Source organism: Candidatus Nitrosopumilus koreensis AR1 (genome assembly GCF_000299365.1).
Lineage (GTDB): Archaea > Thermoproteota > Nitrososphaeria > Nitrososphaerales > Nitrosopumilaceae > Nitrosopumilus > Nitrosopumilus koreensis.
The window spans coordinates 1370624-1387628 of sequence record NC_018655.1; the positions used below are offsets into that span (position 1 = coordinate 1370624).

The window sequence follows — 17005 nt, forward strand, 5'->3', positions numbered from 1 at the left end:
TATAGATATTTTATTGAGAAAAAATCATCTAAATTAGAAATTGTCAGATACCCAAAATTACGATCCTGCATTGCTTGAAAAGTTTGAGCAAGAGATATGGAATAAGATTCCACACGTAGAAGGAGATAAGATCGTAAATGCAACACCGCTAGTTGATCTCACACAAGATTTGAAAGAGTGCGCAAAAAGTGTCTTTAAACTAAACCTTGATGACAAGGATTTCAAAATTTATGGAAAATTTGATTCAGAATTACTTAGCGGCTCAATCAAAGTAAGAGCAGCATCTCATATCATTCATGAGGCAATCAAAGAAGGAAAGTGTAATGGAAAGAGAGTAGTCATAGAGGCCACATCGGGAAACTTTGGAATCGCATTAGGATTATTGTCAAAACTTGGTGTTACTGTAGTTGCACTTGTTTCAAGAAAATTGCAAGAAGGCGTATTCAAAGAACTACGAAATGAGAATATCAAAATTATGGATTTAGACATGGATATTTGTCCAGCTCCTGGAATGGAGAACAAAGCAGATGAGATGGCTGCAAAGGCAACTGCAGGAAATATTCGCTCACAATTAACTGAGATGGGATTTGACCCACAAGTGTTTGACAACAATCTTGCAGAGATTGAAACATTGTTGGCAAAACAAGATATCATTAACTTGGCAAGATATCTTGCAGAGATTTACGATTTGTTTTGTCCAAAACAATACGACAATGAATTAAACATTGACATTCACAATACAGTAACTGCACCTGAGATTGATCAGCAGTTACATGAACTTGGCGACTCTCTAGAAGACTATGCATTGTTTTGCTCTTTTGGTACAGGTGGTACATCAGGTGGTTTGAGCAAGTACATGTCTGAAAAATACAACAAAAAGGCAGTTCATGTAGTATTTCCTCCACTAGGCCAAGATGTTGCAGGAATCAGAACAAAATCAAAAGCAGAGGGCTTGACACTATACAATCCTGAATTATATACAGAGCACGAGATTGATTTTGAAAATGCAAAATTAATTCTCAAGTATATGGTTGACAAGGGACACGACATTGGTGAGAGTAGTGCATTGGAATTGTTTGCAGCACTAGAAATGGCATACAAAGGAGAAATCAAAAAGGCAGTAGTAATTATTGCAGATGGAATTGAAAAGTACAAAAAGAACTTTGAGATGATTGGAAAAAGTGATGTTCCAATGAGAGTTTCATTGGAAGATGCAGCAGCTGTTGCAGGAGATTATGACAATATTATTTGGGTTCACACACAATACACACCCAAAGAAGAAGGAATAGAGATGATTGCAAAATCATTAGGTGTGGATAAATCAAAGATTACTGTGCCAAAAGCATCTACCATTAACAATCTATTATCAACCCAACAAGTTCCAGAAGAATTAAACAAAGAACTGCAAGGGTCTAAAGGAAAATCATTGCTAGTATGTATGGCAGGAAATACGTCACTTATGACTGCACAAGTGTTGGCCAGTAAGGGAATAGTTACCCAAAGTTTGAATGGGGGAATAACAAACTTGCCTGAAGGAAGGGGTAAAAATCCTGGAGAATATATCCAAGTAGCTAGAGAATAATAATGTGAAATGTCTCTCAGTGTCACAACCATTTGCTGATTTAATTATTTTAGGAAAAAAGACAATTGAGTTACGAAAATGGAATACAAATTTTCGCGGCGAACTATTAATACATTCACCATTAAAAATTAGAACAGAGGATTGCAAAAGACTAAAAATTAACAAAAAATTTGTCACAGGTGCAATAGTTGGCAAAGTGGAATTGTATGATGTAAAAAAATACGATTCACAAAAACAGGTTAAACTAGATCAAAAATTTCATTTTGCATCAAAAAACTTTCATGACAGAACTTTTGGATTTTTGTTAAAAAACGCAAAAGTGTTTAGAATTCCAATTCCATACAAAGGACAACTAGGGTTGTTTGAAGTAGACTTGCCCAAAACAAGGATCAAAAAAAAGGAGATTGTAACTGATATTATTGATGAAGAGTATCGGTACCAATGGATTGGGCACCATTAAACAAACCCAAATTTCTCGTAAAAATTTGACTAGTATATATAAAGGGCCTATTTAAAGTCCCTCGTTATGCCTCAAACAAAGCCAATTGTAAGTGTTGAAAATGTTGTTGCATCTGCATCAGTTGATCAAAAAATTGACCTTAACGAAATTACAGAAAAGTTTCCAGATACTGAATATCATCCAGAACAATTTCCAGGACTAGTCTTTAGACTAAAGAGTCCTAGAACTGCAACACTAATTTTTAGAACTGGAAAAATGGTGTGTACTGGAGCTAAATCCGAAGAGATGGCAATCAAAGCTGTAAACACTGTTGTTCAAAAATTAAGAAAAGGTAAAATCAAAATTAAAAATGATGCAGTAATTACTGTCCAAAACATTGTTGCAGCAATCAATCTAGGTGGAAAAATACATCTAGAAAAAGCTGCAAGAACATTACCAAGAAGCATGTATGAGCCAGAACAGTTCCCAGGACTTATTCACAGAATGCTTGATCCAAAAACAGTAATTCTGTTGTTTGCATCAGGAAAATTGGTATGTACTGGAGCTAAAAAAGAATCAGATGTATATCGTTCTGTTCATAACCTACATTCAGTCTTGGAAGAGAAAAATCTAATGATTTATGATCAATAGATTTTTTTAAAAATAAAGATTGACTGAAAATAATTTTGAAGAACAAAAGATAAAGTTAACTCCAGATACAGGATTTGATTTAGTTGGAATTGACTATTTTGCAGAGCCAGGAAATCAATTGTATCTTGTAGAGCATTTTGAAATGTATCAAGATGCATTGAATGCAAAAAAAGAAAGAAAGAATCCTGACGAATATTTTATTTTGTACAAAGGTGCAGGCGGAGAATTTTTCAGCAGATAAGCCAGAAAAATAGAAGAACTGTACTAAATTTTACAAACTCTCTTATCATTAGGTTTTTGATTCAAAAATTCATGGCCGATGATACTAATGATTTGATTGACAACATTTATGAAAAAAACAAGCCTGTACACAATGAGCATACACCTCAAATAGTTCGCAAAAGCCAAAAAGCAAAGTATCAGATTTTTGATGAATCAGAGTTTGCTCGCGGAAGGGAGGTTTTAGGTGATCTTATCGTACATGGAATGATAGCCTCAGGTGGGACCGATATTGACTGGCTAATTGAGCACAAGGGCGGGTTTATCATTCTAGAATTCAAAGGATTTCACAACGACAAGATAAACATCGCAAAAGGCCAAATGATTGCTTATGAGAAGTTACATGAAAAACTAAACCAGTCTGCAAAATGCTACCTCTACATTATAGGATGCGATGATATTGATTTTTCAAATCCGGATGCAACAGTATGGGTTTTTGAGATGAATCAATGGAAAGCAAATGCAATACCAAAAAACACCAGCGATATCTACGGGGATGAATCTAATCGTCAAAACAAGTTCATAGTTTATCGTGAATACATGGAAGAGATCAGTGTAGAAAAATTAAGAGACATTATAGATTCGCACTGGAAAGAGTTTGAAAGAATTATGCAGTAAATGAAAATGTACGGGATTTTGTTTCAGCGCCATTATCTACCTTGATGGTATATGTACCAGAATTCTCCCATCCCGGACCACCAGCAATTGCAAGCGTAGAATATTGTCCGTTACTTTTCAGAGAGAGTTGTTCTGCCCAAACAAGTTTTCCATTTTGATTTTCTATGGATAGATTTACAGAACCAATAGTATCTGAAACGCCACTAATTGAGATAATGTCCTTATTGTTATAAGATGGAAAATCAGTTTGGATTGTCAATGATTCATTTTCTGTTGGAGTATCTACAACATTAGGAGTCATATCAGAAATTCCACCAAAGTATACTGCAGCTGCAATAATTACCACCAAAGCAATTCCTCCAACACCTAACATCAATTTTGAATTCTTTGAGGATGCAGAGGTGGTTTTAGGTGGTGATTGAATTGTTTGAATTTTTTGAACAGAAGGAGTTTCAGGCAATACAACATCTGGAACTACAGGTTTTTCAGCACTAGTAGGAGTTTCAGGTTTTCTTCCAAGATGTTTTTCTGATAGTTTTTTAACATAATTTCTTTCAAAATTGCTAATGACCTCGTTATTTTCACAAGCTCGACGAATCTGTTTTAGAATTCTATCATCGCCAAAATCTTTTTCCAAAAGTGCTTTTACATCATCTAGTAACGGATCAGTCACAAATATTTTCCATCGTTATGATTATTTATGAATTCCTTGCTAAAGATATGCAAGGGTTTTCCAGGTTCGGTTTTAACTCAAAAAGGATGATTTTGAACTATTTTGAGTAAATTTTCTGGGCTTGAATGATAACGGTTCTGATGTAATCCTTTGCAGTAGAGTCAGACACCCCCATCTGTTTTGCTCTTTGATACAGAATGCCTTCTTGAGGATTACTCAGATAACATTTTAGAAGATAGTTGAGTCGATGAGATCTTTTTTCATCATTTTTCATAATTTTCCTTCTTTTCTGTACTAAAAAGCTCAGAGGATTATGAAATAACCAAGAATGTATCATAAAATCCTAAAAAAAACATATGATCTTTTTTAAACAATAGTAAAAAACAAATGAAAATGAAACGAATTGAGGCAACGGTTCAAGCAGATAAGGCCGGTGCAGTTTCTGATGCAATAAAAGACGTTGTCGGAGGATTCACTATCGTAGAGGGAAATGGTAGAGGTTCTGGAAAAAGACAGCAGATGAGATCAGGAAGAGGCACAGGTTCATTCACTGCAGAATTTAACAAAGTTGCAACAGTAGTAACAATAGTAGATGACTCAGAAGTAGAGAAAGTGTCTTCAGCAATAGCTGATGCAGCTTATACAGGAAAGGGTGGAGATGGAATAATCACAGTCACCAATGTAGAAAGTGCTCTAAACATAGCATCTAAAAAGACGGGTTCAGAAGCCCTCTAATCATTTTATTTTATTAAAATTTGTAATAATCAGCTGAGAGGAGATTCTCCTCTCAGGAGGTATCCTTTTGGAGGACATGTTTTTTGAAGGGATAGTGTCTTATTGCAATCTAAGTATAAAAGCAAAGGATTTTGGATTTATTGTTGTCCTTCAATTCCCATTAGAGTTAGTGTTGATCTAATTTTCGGAATTTTTCTTATCTTCCAAGTAATGGTTTCTCGTAATGCTTCTACTTGACCAGATTCAACTTTTGCCAGAATATCATATGCACCAAATGTGCCATGGACTTCAATAACACCTTCAATAGATTTTAGTTCTGATATCACAGCTTCTTCAGAACCTAGCTCACAGTTTATGAGAACATAAGCTGTTGCCAATTATGATTCAACTCCTATTTTCATAACTAAAATGCCATCTTGAAATATATAAGAATAGTCCGATTTACTTAAAAATTCAACATTATTTTATGCTAAATCATTAACATTTGTAAGGAAAATTATTAAATTAAAAAATAAATTTAAGAAATAAAATATGCCTCATTCATTATCTTTTCTAATTCTTCCAGATTTTTTGAAAAGGTAATTTTAGAACGTAATTTGGAACCTCCACGCATTCCTTTTGTGAATCGCATTGCCTGACTTTTAATGTTGGAGAATTTGATTTTGTATTGGATGGTAAGATGCAAGTAATCAAAAAAAGAGTCTAACCTATCTTTGAAAGAGTATTCTTTGTAAGAATTTGTCTTTAGATAGTCATTGATTTGTTCAAACAAGAAAGGATTACCCATAGCACCACGTCCAATCATGACATAGTCACAATTTGTTTCATCAAGCATTGTTTTGGCATCCTCAGGGGTGGAAATATCACCATTTCCAACTATAGGTATGCCAGATATTTCTTTTAGTTCCTTGATTAATTGCCAATCTGCATTTCCAGAATATCCTTGACTAACAGTCCTAGGATGAAGAGTTATCATTTTAATTCCTTCATCTTCTGCAATTCCAGCAATTTCTCGAAAAAGAAATTTACTTGCATCTGTTACGCCAGAACGAATTTTTAGTGTTACAGGTTTTTTTACAGCACTGACAAGAGTTTGAAAAATTTGTTGTGTCAGATTTGTTTCTTGTAAAAGTGCACCACCTGCCATTTGTTGTGTAATGTGTGGTGCAGGACACCCCATGTTATAATCAATAATATCAAAATAAGGTTCCACTATTGTTGCTGCTTTTTCTAATGCAACAAGATCAGATCCAAATAATTGAACAGATATGGGTCGTTCTTGTTCGGAAAACTCAATAAACTCTTGAATTGTTTTCATGTTTTCTTTGAATTGTTTTTCTTTTGCAATAATACTATGAATATTAGTAAATTCAGTTACAACTAGTCCAGCACCCATTCTCTTGCATTGTAGTCTTAATGCAGGATCACTTACACCTGCCATAGGAGCTAAAAAGGCCCTACTTGAAAATTTGGGAAGCATAAACAGACTGAATAATTTGAATATATTTACTATTTTAAAAATTAGTAGTCAGGACAGCCGTCTTCATCTCTATCACCATCATAGTCTTCAGGATCTAGAGGACACAAGTCTTCATCATTAATGATATCATCTAGATCATCATCATGAACAAATCTTTGTTGTTCTGGAGCAGTATCTGGGCAACCGTCATGATCATTGTATTTGTTCCAGGTCTCAGGACTTGTTGGACAAGAGTCAATTCCATCATAAAATCCATCACCATCAGAATCATATCTTGTAGGAGTAGTGGATGCTGCTGCCAATACATCAGGGCAACCGTCCCAGTCCAAGTATCCATTAAAGTTCTCTTGCTCATCAATACATGAATCCCATCTATCATCTATTCCATCACCATCAGCGTCTGGGAAAGAGTATGAAGAAGTTACAGTTCCTATAGAATCTGGACAACCGTCAGTGTCTTGGAATCCATTGTAAGTTTCAGGTTGTGTAGGACAATCATCAGAGATATCTAAAATGCCATCTCTATCTGAATCAAGAGTAGAAGAGAAATTATCTGGGCAACCGTCAGTGTCTTTGAATCCATTGAAGGTTTCAGGTTGATTTGGACACAAATCAATGTTATCAACTATTCCATCACCATCAGAATCATGAGTAGAATAACCATCTACAAGAGAATCAGGGCAACCGTCAGTGTCTTGGAATCTATTGTAAGTTTCTTTACTATAAGGACACTGATCAACGCTATCAATTATTCCATCAAAATCGGCATCTGCAGTTGAATCATATGCAATAGTGTCTGGGCAACCGTCATCATCTTGGAATCCGTTATATCGTTCACCAATTGTAGGACACATATCGCGTTCATCTGGAATTCCATCATAGTCAGTGTCAAGTAATGCAGATTTTGAGAATCCAGGAGTATCTGGACAACCGTCATCATCTAAAAATCCATTAAAGTTTTCTTTCAAAGAAATACAGGAGTCCCATCTATCTTCGATTCCATCACCATCAGTGTCTGGGAATGTGTAAGTTGAGATTATAGAATCTATAGAATCTGGACAACCGTCAGTGTCTTTGAATCCATTGTAAGTTTCAGGTTGTGTAGGACAATCATCAGAGATATCTAAAATGCCATCTCTATCTGAATCAAGAGTAGAAGAGAAATTATCTGGACAACCGTCAGTGTCTTTGAATCCATTGAAGGTTTCAGGTTGATTTGGACACAAATCAATGTTATCAACTATTCCATCACCATCAGAATCAGAAGAATATTTGTTATCAAATAAAGTATCTGGGCAGCCATCAGAGTCTTGGAACTTGTTATATGTTTCAGGTTGATATGGACAGTCATCAAATGAATTTAGTATTCCATCACCATCAGTGTCTCCACTAATTGATAATTCTAAAACATCAGGGCAACCGTCTTCATCTTGGAATTTATTGAAATTTTCACGTTCTAGTGGACATGCATCAACATCATCACCAATACTGTCATAATCAGAATCAATAAAACCATCAGAGTCAACACCTGGAATATCTATACATCCATCTCTATCTTGGAATCCGTTGTGATTTTCAGGCTCATTTAGACACTGATCCCATCTATCATCTATTCCATCACCATCAGCATCTGGGAATGTGTAAGTTGAGGGAACACCATCAATTACATCAGGACAGCCGTCAGTGTCTTGGAATCTATTATAGGTTTCAGGTTCTAGCGGACATGCATCTTTGCTGTCAGATATTCCGTCTTGATCACGGTCTAGTAAATTTAATTCATCATCAGGACAACCGTCAGTATCATCAATTCCATTAAATGTTTCAGGTCGGTTTGGACACAAGTCTAGATAATCAGGATAACCATCACCATCAGAATCAGCAACTCCTTTTGCACCGTCAGGGGACAAATCAGGACAGCCGTCTTCATCTTGGAACTTGTTGTAAGTTTCTTTTACAGTTGGACAGTTATCAACATGGTCTTGTATACCGTCATAATCAGCATCATACCAAGGAACAAAGTCTGCAGGACAACCGTCAATATTGTCACCATATTGAGGATCATAGTCTTCTAGAAGATTAGGACAAAAATCTTCACTGTTTGGGACACCGTCACCATCAGTATCAATTGCTTGATTTGCATAGATACTGGGAGACATTCCTATGGATAGGGTGAGTAAAAGTAAAAATCCTAAAAGATAGTGTTGTTTCATTATTTCCCTGACTCCGCTATTATCAAGTATTTATTAAGTTTCACGTTAAATAGATTCTTTCAAACTACTATAGAATCGAGTTTATGGATCAGGACAACCGTCTTCATCTCTGTCACCATCATAGTCTTCAGGATCTAGAGGACACAAGTCTTCATCATTAATGATATCATCTAGATCATCATCATGAACAAATCTTTGTTGTTCTGGAGCAGTATCTGGGCAGCCATCATAGTCTAGATATTTGTTCCATGTCTCAGGACTTGTTGGACAAGAGTCAACGGCATCAGGATAACCATCACCGTCGGAATCAGCATAAGTTGGAGTAGTGGATTCTGCTCCTGTTATATCAGGGCATCCATCCCAGTCTAGGTTATTGTTGTAGTTTTCTGGCTCAAAAATACATGCATCCCATCTGTCTTCGATTCCATCACCGTCAGTATCTGGGAATGTGTAAGTGGAATCTACAGCATCTACAGAGTCAGGACAACCGTCAGTGTCTTGGAATTTATTGTAGGTTTCAGGCTCTAGTGGACAATCATCAAAGGCATCCAAAATACCATCCATATCTGAATCAAGAGTAGAGGAAGAATTATCTGGACAACCGTCAGTGTCTTGGAATCCATTGTAGGTTTCAGGTTGATTTGGACACAAGTCTAAGTAATCAATAATTCCATCACCGTCAGTGTCAGCTGAGAGTTTGTTGTCTGCAATATAGTCAGGACAACCGTCAGAGTCTTGGAATCTGTTGTAGGTTTCTTTTGCAGTAGGACATTGATCTACATCATCAAATATACCATCACCATCAAAGTCACCTATTGTTTTGTAAAGAATACTATCAGGACAACCGTCTTCATCTTGGAAGCCGTTGTAACGTTCAGCAATTGCAGGGCATTCATCTAAATGATCTGGAATTCCATCATAATCAGTATCAATCACATCACCAGCAGTTGTACCTACAACTTCAGGACAACCGTCTTCATCTAAAAATCCATTAAAGTTTTCTGGCTCAAAGATACACGAATCCCATCTGTCTTCGATTCCATCACCGTCAGTGTCTGGGAATGTGTAAGTGGAATCTACAGCATCTACAGAGTCTGGGCAACCATCCCAGTCTTGGAATTTATTATAAGTTTCAGGTTGATATGGACAATCATCTACAATATCAAAAATTCCATCTCTATCAGTATCAAGTTTGTATAAGGAATCATCAGGACAACCGTCTTCATCTTGGAAGCCGTTGTATGTTTCAGGTTGTGTTGGACACAAGTCTACATTGTCAATTATCCCATCACCATCAGTATCAAAGGAAGATTTGTTATCTGCAACATAGTCAGGACAGCCGTCTTCATCTTGGAATTTGTTGTAAGTTTCAGGACTGAAAGGACAAGCATCATTATGATCTAATAATCCATCACCATCAGCATCACCAGTAATTTGTAATTGTAAAACATCAGGACAACCGTCTTCATCTTGGAATTTGTTGTAATTTTCACGTTCTAGTGGACATTCATCTACGGCATCAGGAATACCATCAAAATCAGCATCAGGAGCTTCAGGATTTGTTATTCCAGGAATGTCTGGGCAACCGTCCCAATCTAGATTATTGTTATAGTTTTCTGGCTCAAAAATACATGAATCCCATCTGTCTTCAATTCCATCACCATCAGCATCTGGGAATGTGTAAGTTGAGGGAACACCATCAATTACATCAGGACAGCCGTCAGTGTCTTGGAATCTATTATAGGTTTCAGGTTCTAGCGGACATGCATCTTTGCTGTCAGATATTCCGTCTTGATCACTGTCAATTACAGAACGATCATCATCAGGACAACCGTCAGTATCATCAATTCCATTAAATGTTTCAGGTCGGTTTGGACACAAGTCTAGATAATCAGGAAAACCATCACCATCAGAATCAGCAACCCCTTTTGCACCGTCAGGGGACAAATCAGGACAACCGTCTTCATCTTGGAATCTGTTGTAGGTTTCTTTTACAGTTGGACAATTGTCAACGTGGTCTTGAACACCATCATAATCAGCATCATACCAAGGAACAAAGTCTGCAGGACAACCATCAATATTGTTACCATACTGAGGATCATAGTCTTCTAAGAGATTAGGACATTGATCAATATCGTTTGGTACACCGTCACCATCAGTATCAATTGTTTCGTTTGCATAGATACTGGGAGACATTCCTATGGATAGGGTGAGTAAAAGTAAAAATCCTAAAAGATAGTGTTGTTTCATTTTATGAACACCTAAGGGTCAGGACATCCATCAGTGTCTAAGTCACCGTCATAGTCCTCTGGTTCAAGTGGACATAAATCATATTCATTGATAATGTCATCTAGATCAGCATCATGTTTGTATCTTGATTGTTCAGGTGCAATGTCTGGACAGCCATCTTCGTCATTGTATTTGTTCCATGATTCTTTGAGGTTTGGACATAAATCAACATCATCACTTATTCCATCTTTATCATTATCAACTATCATATTTCCAAGTGGAAGAATGTCTGGGCAACCGTCATAGTCAACATATCTATTCCAAGTTTCACTTTGTGTTGGACACATATCCATTACATCAGGAACACCATCGCCATCAGAATCAGGTTGAGTATTATCAGTGTCTGGGCAGCCATCATCATCTTGGAAGCCATTATAATTTTCTGCAACTAATGGACATTCATCATCAATATCATTAATTCCATCATTGTCTGAATCAACTACAAATGACTCAGATATAGTGTCTGGGCAGCCATCATCATCTTGGAATTTATTCCAAGTTTCTTTTGCAGTTGGACATGCATCTATTGCATCAGGAATTCCATCTCTGTCTCTATCATGACTTAGAATGTAATTATCTGGGCAACCGTCACGATCAAGAATTCCATTATAGGTTTCAGGTTGGTTTGGACAATGATCATTGTAATCATTAATTCCATCATGGTCTGAATCTGGTAGACCTTTGTTGTCAGATACAGAATCAGGACAGCCGTCTAGGTCTTGGAATTTATTGTAAGTTTCTGGACTTAATGGACATTCATCAAGGGAATCTATTATTCCATCAAAGTCAGTATCTAAACTGGTAATAAAGTCAGGATAATCGGGGCAACCGTCTTCATCTTGGAAGCCGTTGTATCTTTCTCTTTCCAATGGACACTCATCAACTGAATCAAGTATTCCATCATAGTCAGAGTCTGCCTCAGATGGGTTATCTGGGCAACCGTCTTCATCATTATATCTATTCCAAGTTTCTGCAGTTGAAGGACACTGATCTAATTCATCTCTAATACCATCACCATCAGAATCTAAAACTGCAATATCGGGACAGCCGTCAGCGTCTTGATATCCATTTACAGTTTCAGGTTCAAGTGGACATTTATCGTTCAAATCAGTAATTCCATCACCATCAAAATCTAATGCAGACAATCCAGATGTAGAATCAGGACAGCCGTCTAGGTCTTGGAATTTATTGTAAGTTTCTTTGGCAGTAGGACATTCATCAAGAGAATCGATAATTCCGTCTCTATCACGGTCTCCAGAACCATAAGTGTCAGGACATCCATCTCTATCTTGGAAGCCATTAAAAATTTCTGGTTGGTTTGGACACAAATCAATGTTATCAATTATTCCATCACCATCAGAGTCAGATGCTCCTTTGTTATCTGCAACAAAGTCAGGACAACCGTCTAGGTCTTGGAATTTATTGTAAGTTTCTTTGGCATTGGGACATTGATCAATACTATTTGGAATACCATCAAGATCAGAATCACTATCACTTGAATAAGGAGGAATATCAGGACAACCGTCTTCATCTTGGAAGCCGTTGTAACGTTCAGGTTCTAAGGGACATGCATCATCAATGTCCATTATTCTATCACCATCTGCATCATTTAGGGAACCAGTAAAAGATGGGATGGAATCAGGACAACCGTCATAGTCAGCAAATCTATTGAAAGTTTCAGGATCAGTAGGACAAATATCAAATTGGTTTGCAATGCCATCACCATCAGTGTCAATAAAGGATGAATCTAATGCAACATCAGGACAGCCATCAGTGTCTCTATAATCATTAAACACTTCAGGTTCTGTTGGACACAAGTCTCTTGAATCTTGGATTCCATCATTATCAGTATCTACAAAAGCAGAGTCAGTAACAGAATCAGGACAACCGTCTTCATCTTGGAATCTATTGTAAGTCTCTGGACTTAATGGACATGCATCAATTGAGTCAGGAACACCGTCTCTATCACGGTCTCCAGAACCAAAAGTGTCAGGACAACCGTCTCTATCTAAAACGCCATTAAATGTTTCAGGCTGTGTTGGACACAAGTCTACAGTATCTACAAAGCCATCCCCATCAGAATCAGGCAATCCTCCTTTTCCACCTTGAGGAGAGATATCAGGACAACCGTCTTCATCTTGGAAGCCGTTGTATCGTTCTTTAAGACTTGGGCATTGATCAATATGATCTTCTATTCCATCATAGTCTTCATCATACCATGGAACAAAGTTTGATGGACATCCATCTATAGTGCTTTGATAATCTTCACGTAAATTTGGACACGCATCTACAGCGTCATCAACACCATCATTGTCCAAATCACCTTCTACTGCAAATGCAGGATTGATGGGCATGCTGGTTAAAGTCGTTAATAATAACAATAGAAATGGTAAAGTATGTATTTTCTTCAATGCCTAAAATATTCCTGAGGATCCAGTTATTAAACCTCACTCTAAATTTGGCTAAAAATATCAAAGGTTTTGGTAAAAATTTCAGTCTTGAACAAAAAACTCGATCAATTTAAGTAAACCAAAACAAGATCTGGACTCATGAGTTGTTCAGGTGAAGTAGTTGATAATGAAGAACAATTAATTCAAATCAAGCCTGCAATATCTGAACAACTAAAGAAAGCAAAGTATGGTGTTTCTGATCATTCAACTGTAGAACTATGTCACTGGACAAAAAAATCATTCAAGCATGAAGGTAGTTGCTACAAACACAAGTTTTATGGGATTTCGACTCATCGATGTATGGAATTTTCACCAGCAGGAATGCATTGTGAGAATCGTTGTGTTTATTGTTGGAGGCCAATGGAGTTTTATGATTCGCTAGAAATGAAACCAGAACAAGTTGCAGAGCCTAAAGAAATTCTAACTAAACTAATGGCTGAAAGAAAAAAATTGATCAATGGATATTATGGAGATTCAAGAAATGACAAACAAAGATTAGATGAATCATTACTTCCCAGTCATTATGCTATTTCACTTTCAGGAGAACCTACAATGTATCCTAAATTACCAGAATTAATAAAATATCTAAATTCACTTGAAGCAACAAAATCAATTTTTCTTGTTACAAATGGCCAAGAACCAGATATGATTCAGAGACTACAAGACGAAGATGCACTTCCAACACAATTGTATTTATCAACTAATGCAGCAGACTATGAATCATTTTTAAAAATTAACAAACCAAAATATGATGATTCATGGGAAAGATGGAACAGAACACTTGGCATGTTAAAACACCTTAACACTCGAACGGTTCTAAGAATTACGTTGATTAGAAATTACAATGATCAAAAAGAAATGATTCCAGCATTTGCTAAAATGTTTAAAGAATCAAGTCCACATTTCATTGAAATAAAATCTTACATGCACATTGGACGTTCCACTAACAGACTAGAACACTCCAACATGTTAGAAATGGAAGAAGTGAAAAAATTCAGCGAACAAGTTGCAAAACAGAGTCAGATATTTTCAGTAATGGATGAAAGTTTTGTTTCAAGAATTTCAATTTTACAAAACAATAAAAGATTTATTGATCGTTGGATTCCAGCTTATGCAAATACCAATTAGAAAATTTTCTTAAAGCCTTGAATCTGTGTGATAATTCATTTTTACATTTTATTTCTGCAAATGTTTTTTTAGAATTTTTTGGAATGAAAATTGGATCATATCCCCAACCTTTACCCTTTTGAATTTTCGAAATTGTCCCATCTAGTTTGGCATCAAATGATTCTAAAATTTTTTTGTCACAGTAAGTAATGATTGAAACAAACTTTGCTTTTCTTTTTGTTGTAACAAGTTTTAGAATTCCTTTGTTGCCAATTGTTTTGAATACATAAGATGAGTATGGGCCTGGAAATCCATTCAAAGAGTCAATGAATAAACCATCATCTTCAATTATTATCGGTTTTTTACATTTTGAAAATGCATCCAGTGCTTTTTTTTCTGCAATTTCTTTTAATGAATTAGATTGTATTTCTTCCAAACTTAATTTAAGAAAACCTAACTTTATTCCAAACGAGTTCAGAATATTTTTGGCCTCTTTGTATTTATGGGAATTTGAAGATACAAAAAAAATATCAAACGACTTGTGCATACCTACCACGACTTTCTATATCAGATACTAATTTAGTAATTTTCACATAATTGGCACTTCCAACTATTGATTTGTATCCAAGTAGAAAATTTTTCCAAGCAGATTCCATGATTTTTGCATGAGCACTATTCAATATTTCTTTGATTAATCTTAAATCAACAGCATGATCCTCAGGCTTGATTGTATTTTGAGACAAACCAAAATCAATTACATATACAGTATTTTTGTATAAAATAAAATTCGAGGTGGTTAGATCTCCATGCATAATGCCATTTTTGTGAAGCATGCCGACTAATTTTCCAATTATTTTTGATAGATGAATAATTTTTGATTCTGATAAATCATGAATGGGCTTTCCCGGTATTTCCTGCATAATGATTGAAGAGTTTTCCAAGTTTACAAAATAAACAAGAGGTGTAGGGATTCCAAATGATTTTACTTGAGAAATTATTTGTGATTCTTTAATTGTTCGTTGCTTACGAATTTTTGAATCAAGTGAAGGATTACGATAATTTTTTGTTTTTCTAATTTTTAGGATAGCGCGAAAATCTTGCCATGTTATTTGATAAATATCTGCCTCAGCTCCTTTCTTGATTAGTTTCATTAACGTTATATTCAAATGAATTCAATAAAAATTGATCATGGAAGAAGGAGAAAAAAGAATAAAACAAGAAGATTGCAGTGAAGACGTTTTAGGATCAGGAATTCTTACATTAACTAACAAAAGATTAGCTTTTGATAAAACCAGAGCAAGAATGATGGATTTCTCAAAACATATGGGAGACACAATATTAAATGTCACATTAGATAATGTGACTAAAACATGGAAAGAAGGATTACTAATGAAAAAGGTATGTTTTATTGCAAAAACAAGCGAAGGAGACAAGACCTACAAATTTGGTGTATTTAATACAAAAAATTGGCTCAAAAGTATCAATGAGGCAATTGAGAATTACAAAAACTAGTAATTGACTTTAACAGTATCTAATCTCCAAGATTGTGTAACAAAAGTATCTTTGAGTAAAGCTCCTTTCTTGACTTTAGATTCTAAAAGACCAGTCCAGCAAATTTGGCTACCACAATCGCCAGCATATCTTAATGGAACAACATAAAATTTGGAACCGTGGCGCTTACACACATCCTGCAGCATTTCAGATAATCTTTTGTTAGCAGCGACACCACCTACAACCATTAATTCCTTTTTTCTTGTAAAAGATAAAGCACGTTCTACAGCTTCTGAAATCATTGCAAATGCAGTTTCTTGAAGAGAATAGCATGCATCAGATTTATTTTTTCTTGCTACAGATTTTGTTGCTGAAAGTAATCCAGAAAATGATACATCATTTCCCTTTACTGAATACGGTAATGTAACATAGTTTGAAGATGTTGACGCTAATTCTTCTATATTTTTTCCACAAGGAGATGCAAAACCTATTGATCTTCCAAACTGATCAAGCAGTTGGCCCAAAGTAATATCCAGGGTTTCACCAAATACCCTCCATTGTTTATTTAGAAATGCCAAAAGCATTGTATGACCACCAGATACTAAAAGAACCAAAGGATTACTTGCACCAGTCAATAATTTTCCCAATTCAATATGTCCTAATGCATGATTAACAGGATAAATTGGAATTTTATAAAATGAAGCCAGTGATCTTGCAACTACAGCTCCAACACGCAAACAAGGTCCTAATCCAGGACCTGCAGCATAAGATACAATATCTAAATCATTAATTTTGATATTTGCTTCGTCAAGACATTCAGATAATACAGATGAACTGTTCTCAATATGATGTCGTGAGGCCTCTCTAGGATGAATTCCTTCTCCATCCGCAGGACGAAATATTTTCCGGACATCTGAGAGAATCTTTCCCTTGTTTCCCTTTTTTTCTATAACTGCACATGAAAATGTATGAGCTGTGCTTTCTATTCCTAATCCTAACAT

At 35.8% G+C, this 17005-nt stretch carries 18 protein-coding genes; 8 read left to right on the forward strand and 10 right to left on the reverse strand.

Going from position 1 to position 17005, the window contains the following annotated elements; all coding sequences use genetic code 11:
- The first annotated feature begins 40 nt into the window (after positions 1-40).
- The 5 genes from NKOR_RS08220 (at position 41) to NKOR_RS08240 (ending at position 3569) form a co-directional block, all read left to right on the forward strand.
- The gene (locus NKOR_RS08220; protein WP_014963890.1) at positions 41-1582 is read left to right on the forward strand and encodes a pyridoxal-phosphate dependent enzyme; all 1542 of its coding nucleotides are present in this window, start codon (positions 41-43) and stop codon (positions 1580-1582) included.
- A gap of 19 nt (positions 1583-1601) precedes the next feature.
- Entirely contained in the window at positions 1602-2042 is a 441-nt protein-coding gene (locus NKOR_RS08225; protein WP_014963891.1) for an ASCH domain-containing protein, read from the forward strand.
- Between the two features lie 66 nt (positions 2043-2108).
- Positions 2109-2672: a TATA-box-binding protein gene (locus tag NKOR_RS08230; protein ID WP_014963892.1), complete on the forward strand. Its 564-nt coding sequence runs from the start codon at positions 2109-2111 to the stop codon at positions 2670-2672.
- 19 nt (positions 2673-2691) lie between these two features.
- Positions 2692-2913: a hypothetical protein gene (locus tag NKOR_RS08235; RefSeq protein WP_014963893.1), complete on the forward strand. Its 222-nt coding sequence runs from the start codon at positions 2692-2694 to the stop codon at positions 2911-2913.
- 71 nt (positions 2914-2984) lie between these two features.
- Positions 2985-3569 carry a hypothetical protein gene (locus NKOR_RS08240; protein ID WP_014963894.1) on the forward strand — a complete coding sequence of 195 codons (585 nt, stop codon included), beginning with the start codon at positions 2985-2987 and terminating at the stop codon, positions 3567-3569.
- On the opposite strand, the gene NKOR_RS08245 is transcribed toward NKOR_RS08240, so the two are convergent.
- Both NKOR_RS08245 and NKOR_RS10115 read right to left on the reverse strand, forming a co-directional pair.
- Positions 3559-4242, reverse strand: coding sequence for a hypothetical protein (locus NKOR_RS08245; protein ID WP_014963895.1), 684 nt, complete (start codon positions 4240-4242; stop codon positions 3559-3561). The two genes, NKOR_RS08240 and NKOR_RS08245, sit on opposite strands and share 11 nt — an antisense overlap.
- A 97-nt stretch (positions 4243-4339) precedes the next feature.
- Positions 4340-4516: a hypothetical protein gene (locus NKOR_RS10115; protein WP_016939487.1), complete on the reverse strand. Its 177-nt coding sequence runs from the start codon at positions 4514-4516 to the stop codon at positions 4340-4342.
- Between the two features lie 119 nt (positions 4517-4635).
- Between NKOR_RS10115 and NKOR_RS08250 the strand changes: the two genes are divergently transcribed.
- Complete coding sequence (locus tag NKOR_RS08250) at positions 4636-4977, forward strand: P-II family nitrogen regulator (RefSeq protein WP_016939488.1); 342 nt, start codon at positions 4636-4638, stop codon at positions 4975-4977.
- A gap of 137 nt (positions 4978-5114) precedes the next feature.
- Here the strand turns inward: NKOR_RS08250 and NKOR_RS08255 are convergent, their stop codons facing one another.
- From NKOR_RS08255 to NKOR_RS08275, 5 genes are all read right to left on the reverse strand, one after another.
- On the reverse strand, positions 5115-5354 hold the full coding sequence (locus NKOR_RS08255; protein WP_014963897.1) for an Lrp/AsnC family transcriptional regulator: 240 nt from the start codon (positions 5352-5354) through the stop codon (positions 5115-5117).
- Between the two features lie 140 nt (positions 5355-5494).
- Positions 5495-6457, reverse strand: a complete 963-nt coding sequence (dusB, locus tag NKOR_RS08260) for a tRNA dihydrouridine synthase DusB (RefSeq protein ID WP_014963898.1) — start codon at positions 6455-6457, stop codon at positions 5495-5497.
- Between the two features lie 41 nt (positions 6458-6498).
- A complete protein-coding gene (locus tag NKOR_RS08265) occupies positions 6499-8667 on the reverse strand; it encodes a thrombospondin type 3 repeat-containing protein (RefSeq protein WP_016939835.1) in 2169 nt (722 codons plus the stop codon).
- Between the two features lie 81 nt (positions 8668-8748).
- Positions 8749-10917, reverse strand: a complete 2169-nt coding sequence (locus tag NKOR_RS08270) for a thrombospondin type 3 repeat-containing protein (protein WP_016939836.1) — start codon at positions 10915-10917, stop codon at positions 8749-8751.
- Positions 10918-10928: 11 nt separating this feature from the next.
- Positions 10929-13310, reverse strand: coding sequence for a thrombospondin type 3 repeat-containing protein (locus NKOR_RS08275; RefSeq protein WP_014963901.1), 2382 nt, complete (start codon positions 13308-13310; stop codon positions 10929-10931).
- 195 nt (positions 13311-13505) lie between these two features.
- On the opposite strand from NKOR_RS08275, the gene twy1 reads away from it, so the two are divergent.
- A complete protein-coding gene (gene twy1, locus NKOR_RS08280) occupies positions 13506-14534 on the forward strand; it encodes a 4-demethylwyosine synthase TYW1 (protein WP_014963902.1) in 1029 nt (342 codons plus the stop codon).
- Here twy1 and rdgB read toward each other — a convergent pair.
- Together rdgB and NKOR_RS08290 are read right to left on the reverse strand one after the other, a co-directional pair.
- Entirely contained in the window at positions 14494-15060 is a 567-nt protein-coding gene (gene rdgB, locus NKOR_RS08285; protein ID WP_014963903.1) for an RdgB/HAM1 family non-canonical purine NTP pyrophosphatase, read from the reverse strand. The two genes, twy1 and rdgB, sit on opposite strands and share 41 nt — an antisense overlap.
- Positions 15044-15664, reverse strand: a complete 621-nt coding sequence (locus tag NKOR_RS08290; protein WP_014963904.1) for a KEOPS complex kinase/ATPase Bud32 — start codon at positions 15662-15664, stop codon at positions 15044-15046. The genes rdgB and NKOR_RS08290 overlap by 17 nt, the downstream gene beginning before the upstream one ends.
- A gap of 37 nt (positions 15665-15701) precedes the next feature.
- Between NKOR_RS08290 and NKOR_RS08295 the strand changes: the two genes are divergently transcribed.
- Positions 15702-16025, forward strand: coding sequence for a hypothetical protein (locus NKOR_RS08295; protein WP_014963905.1), 324 nt, complete (start codon positions 15702-15704; stop codon positions 16023-16025).
- Here the strand turns inward: NKOR_RS08295 and kae1 are convergent.
- On the reverse strand, positions 16022-17005 hold the full coding sequence (gene kae1 / locus NKOR_RS08300; protein WP_014963906.1) for a KEOPS complex N(6)-L-threonylcarbamoyladenine synthase Kae1: 984 nt from the start codon (positions 17003-17005) through the stop codon (positions 16022-16024). The genes NKOR_RS08295 and kae1 overlap by 4 nt on opposite strands.

Bases quoted from the DNA above. Each gene is read 5' to 3' on its own strand.
- NKOR_RS08230 (WP_014963892.1), top strand. From the start codon at position 2,109: ATGCCTCAAACAAAGCCAATTGTAAGTGTTGAAAATGTTGTTGCATCT.
- NKOR_RS08240 (WP_014963894.1), top strand. From the start codon at position 2,985: ATGGCCGATGATACTAATGATTTGATTGACAACATTTATGAAAAAAAC.
- NKOR_RS10115 (WP_016939487.1), bottom strand. From the start codon at position 4,516: ATGAAAAATGATGAAAAAAGATCTCATCGACTCAACTATCTTCTAAAA.
- NKOR_RS08250 (WP_016939488.1), top strand. From the start codon at position 4,636: ATGAAACGAATTGAGGCAACGGTTCAAGCAGATAAGGCCGGTGCAGTT.
- dusB (WP_014963898.1), bottom strand. From the start codon at position 6,457: ATGCTTCCCAAATTTTCAAGTAGGGCCTTTTTAGCTCCTATGGCAGGT.
- NKOR_RS08265 (WP_016939835.1), bottom strand. From the start codon at position 8,667: ATGAAACAACACTATCTTTTAGGATTTTTACTTTTACTCACCCTATCC.
- NKOR_RS08270 (WP_016939836.1), bottom strand. From the start codon at position 10,917: ATGAAACAACACTATCTTTTAGGATTTTTACTTTTACTCACCCTATCC.
- NKOR_RS08275 (WP_014963901.1), bottom strand. From the start codon at position 13,310: ATGCCCATCAATCCTGCATTTGCAGTAGAAGGTGATTTGGACAATGAT.
- twy1 (WP_014963902.1), top strand. From the start codon at position 13,506: ATGAGTTGTTCAGGTGAAGTAGTTGATAATGAAGAACAATTAATTCAA.
- rdgB (WP_014963903.1), bottom strand. From the start codon at position 15,060: ATGCACAAGTCGTTTGATATTTTTTTTGTATCTTCAAATTCCCATAAA.
- NKOR_RS08290 (WP_014963904.1), bottom strand. From the start codon at position 15,664: ATGAAACTAATCAAGAAAGGAGCTGAGGCAGATATTTATCAAATAACA.
- NKOR_RS08295 (WP_014963905.1), top strand. From the start codon at position 15,702: ATGGAAGAAGGAGAAAAAAGAATAAAACAAGAAGATTGCAGTGAAGAC.
- kae1 (WP_014963906.1), bottom strand. From the start codon at position 17,005: ATGTTAGGATTAGGAATAGAAAGCACAGCTCATACATTTTCATGTGCA.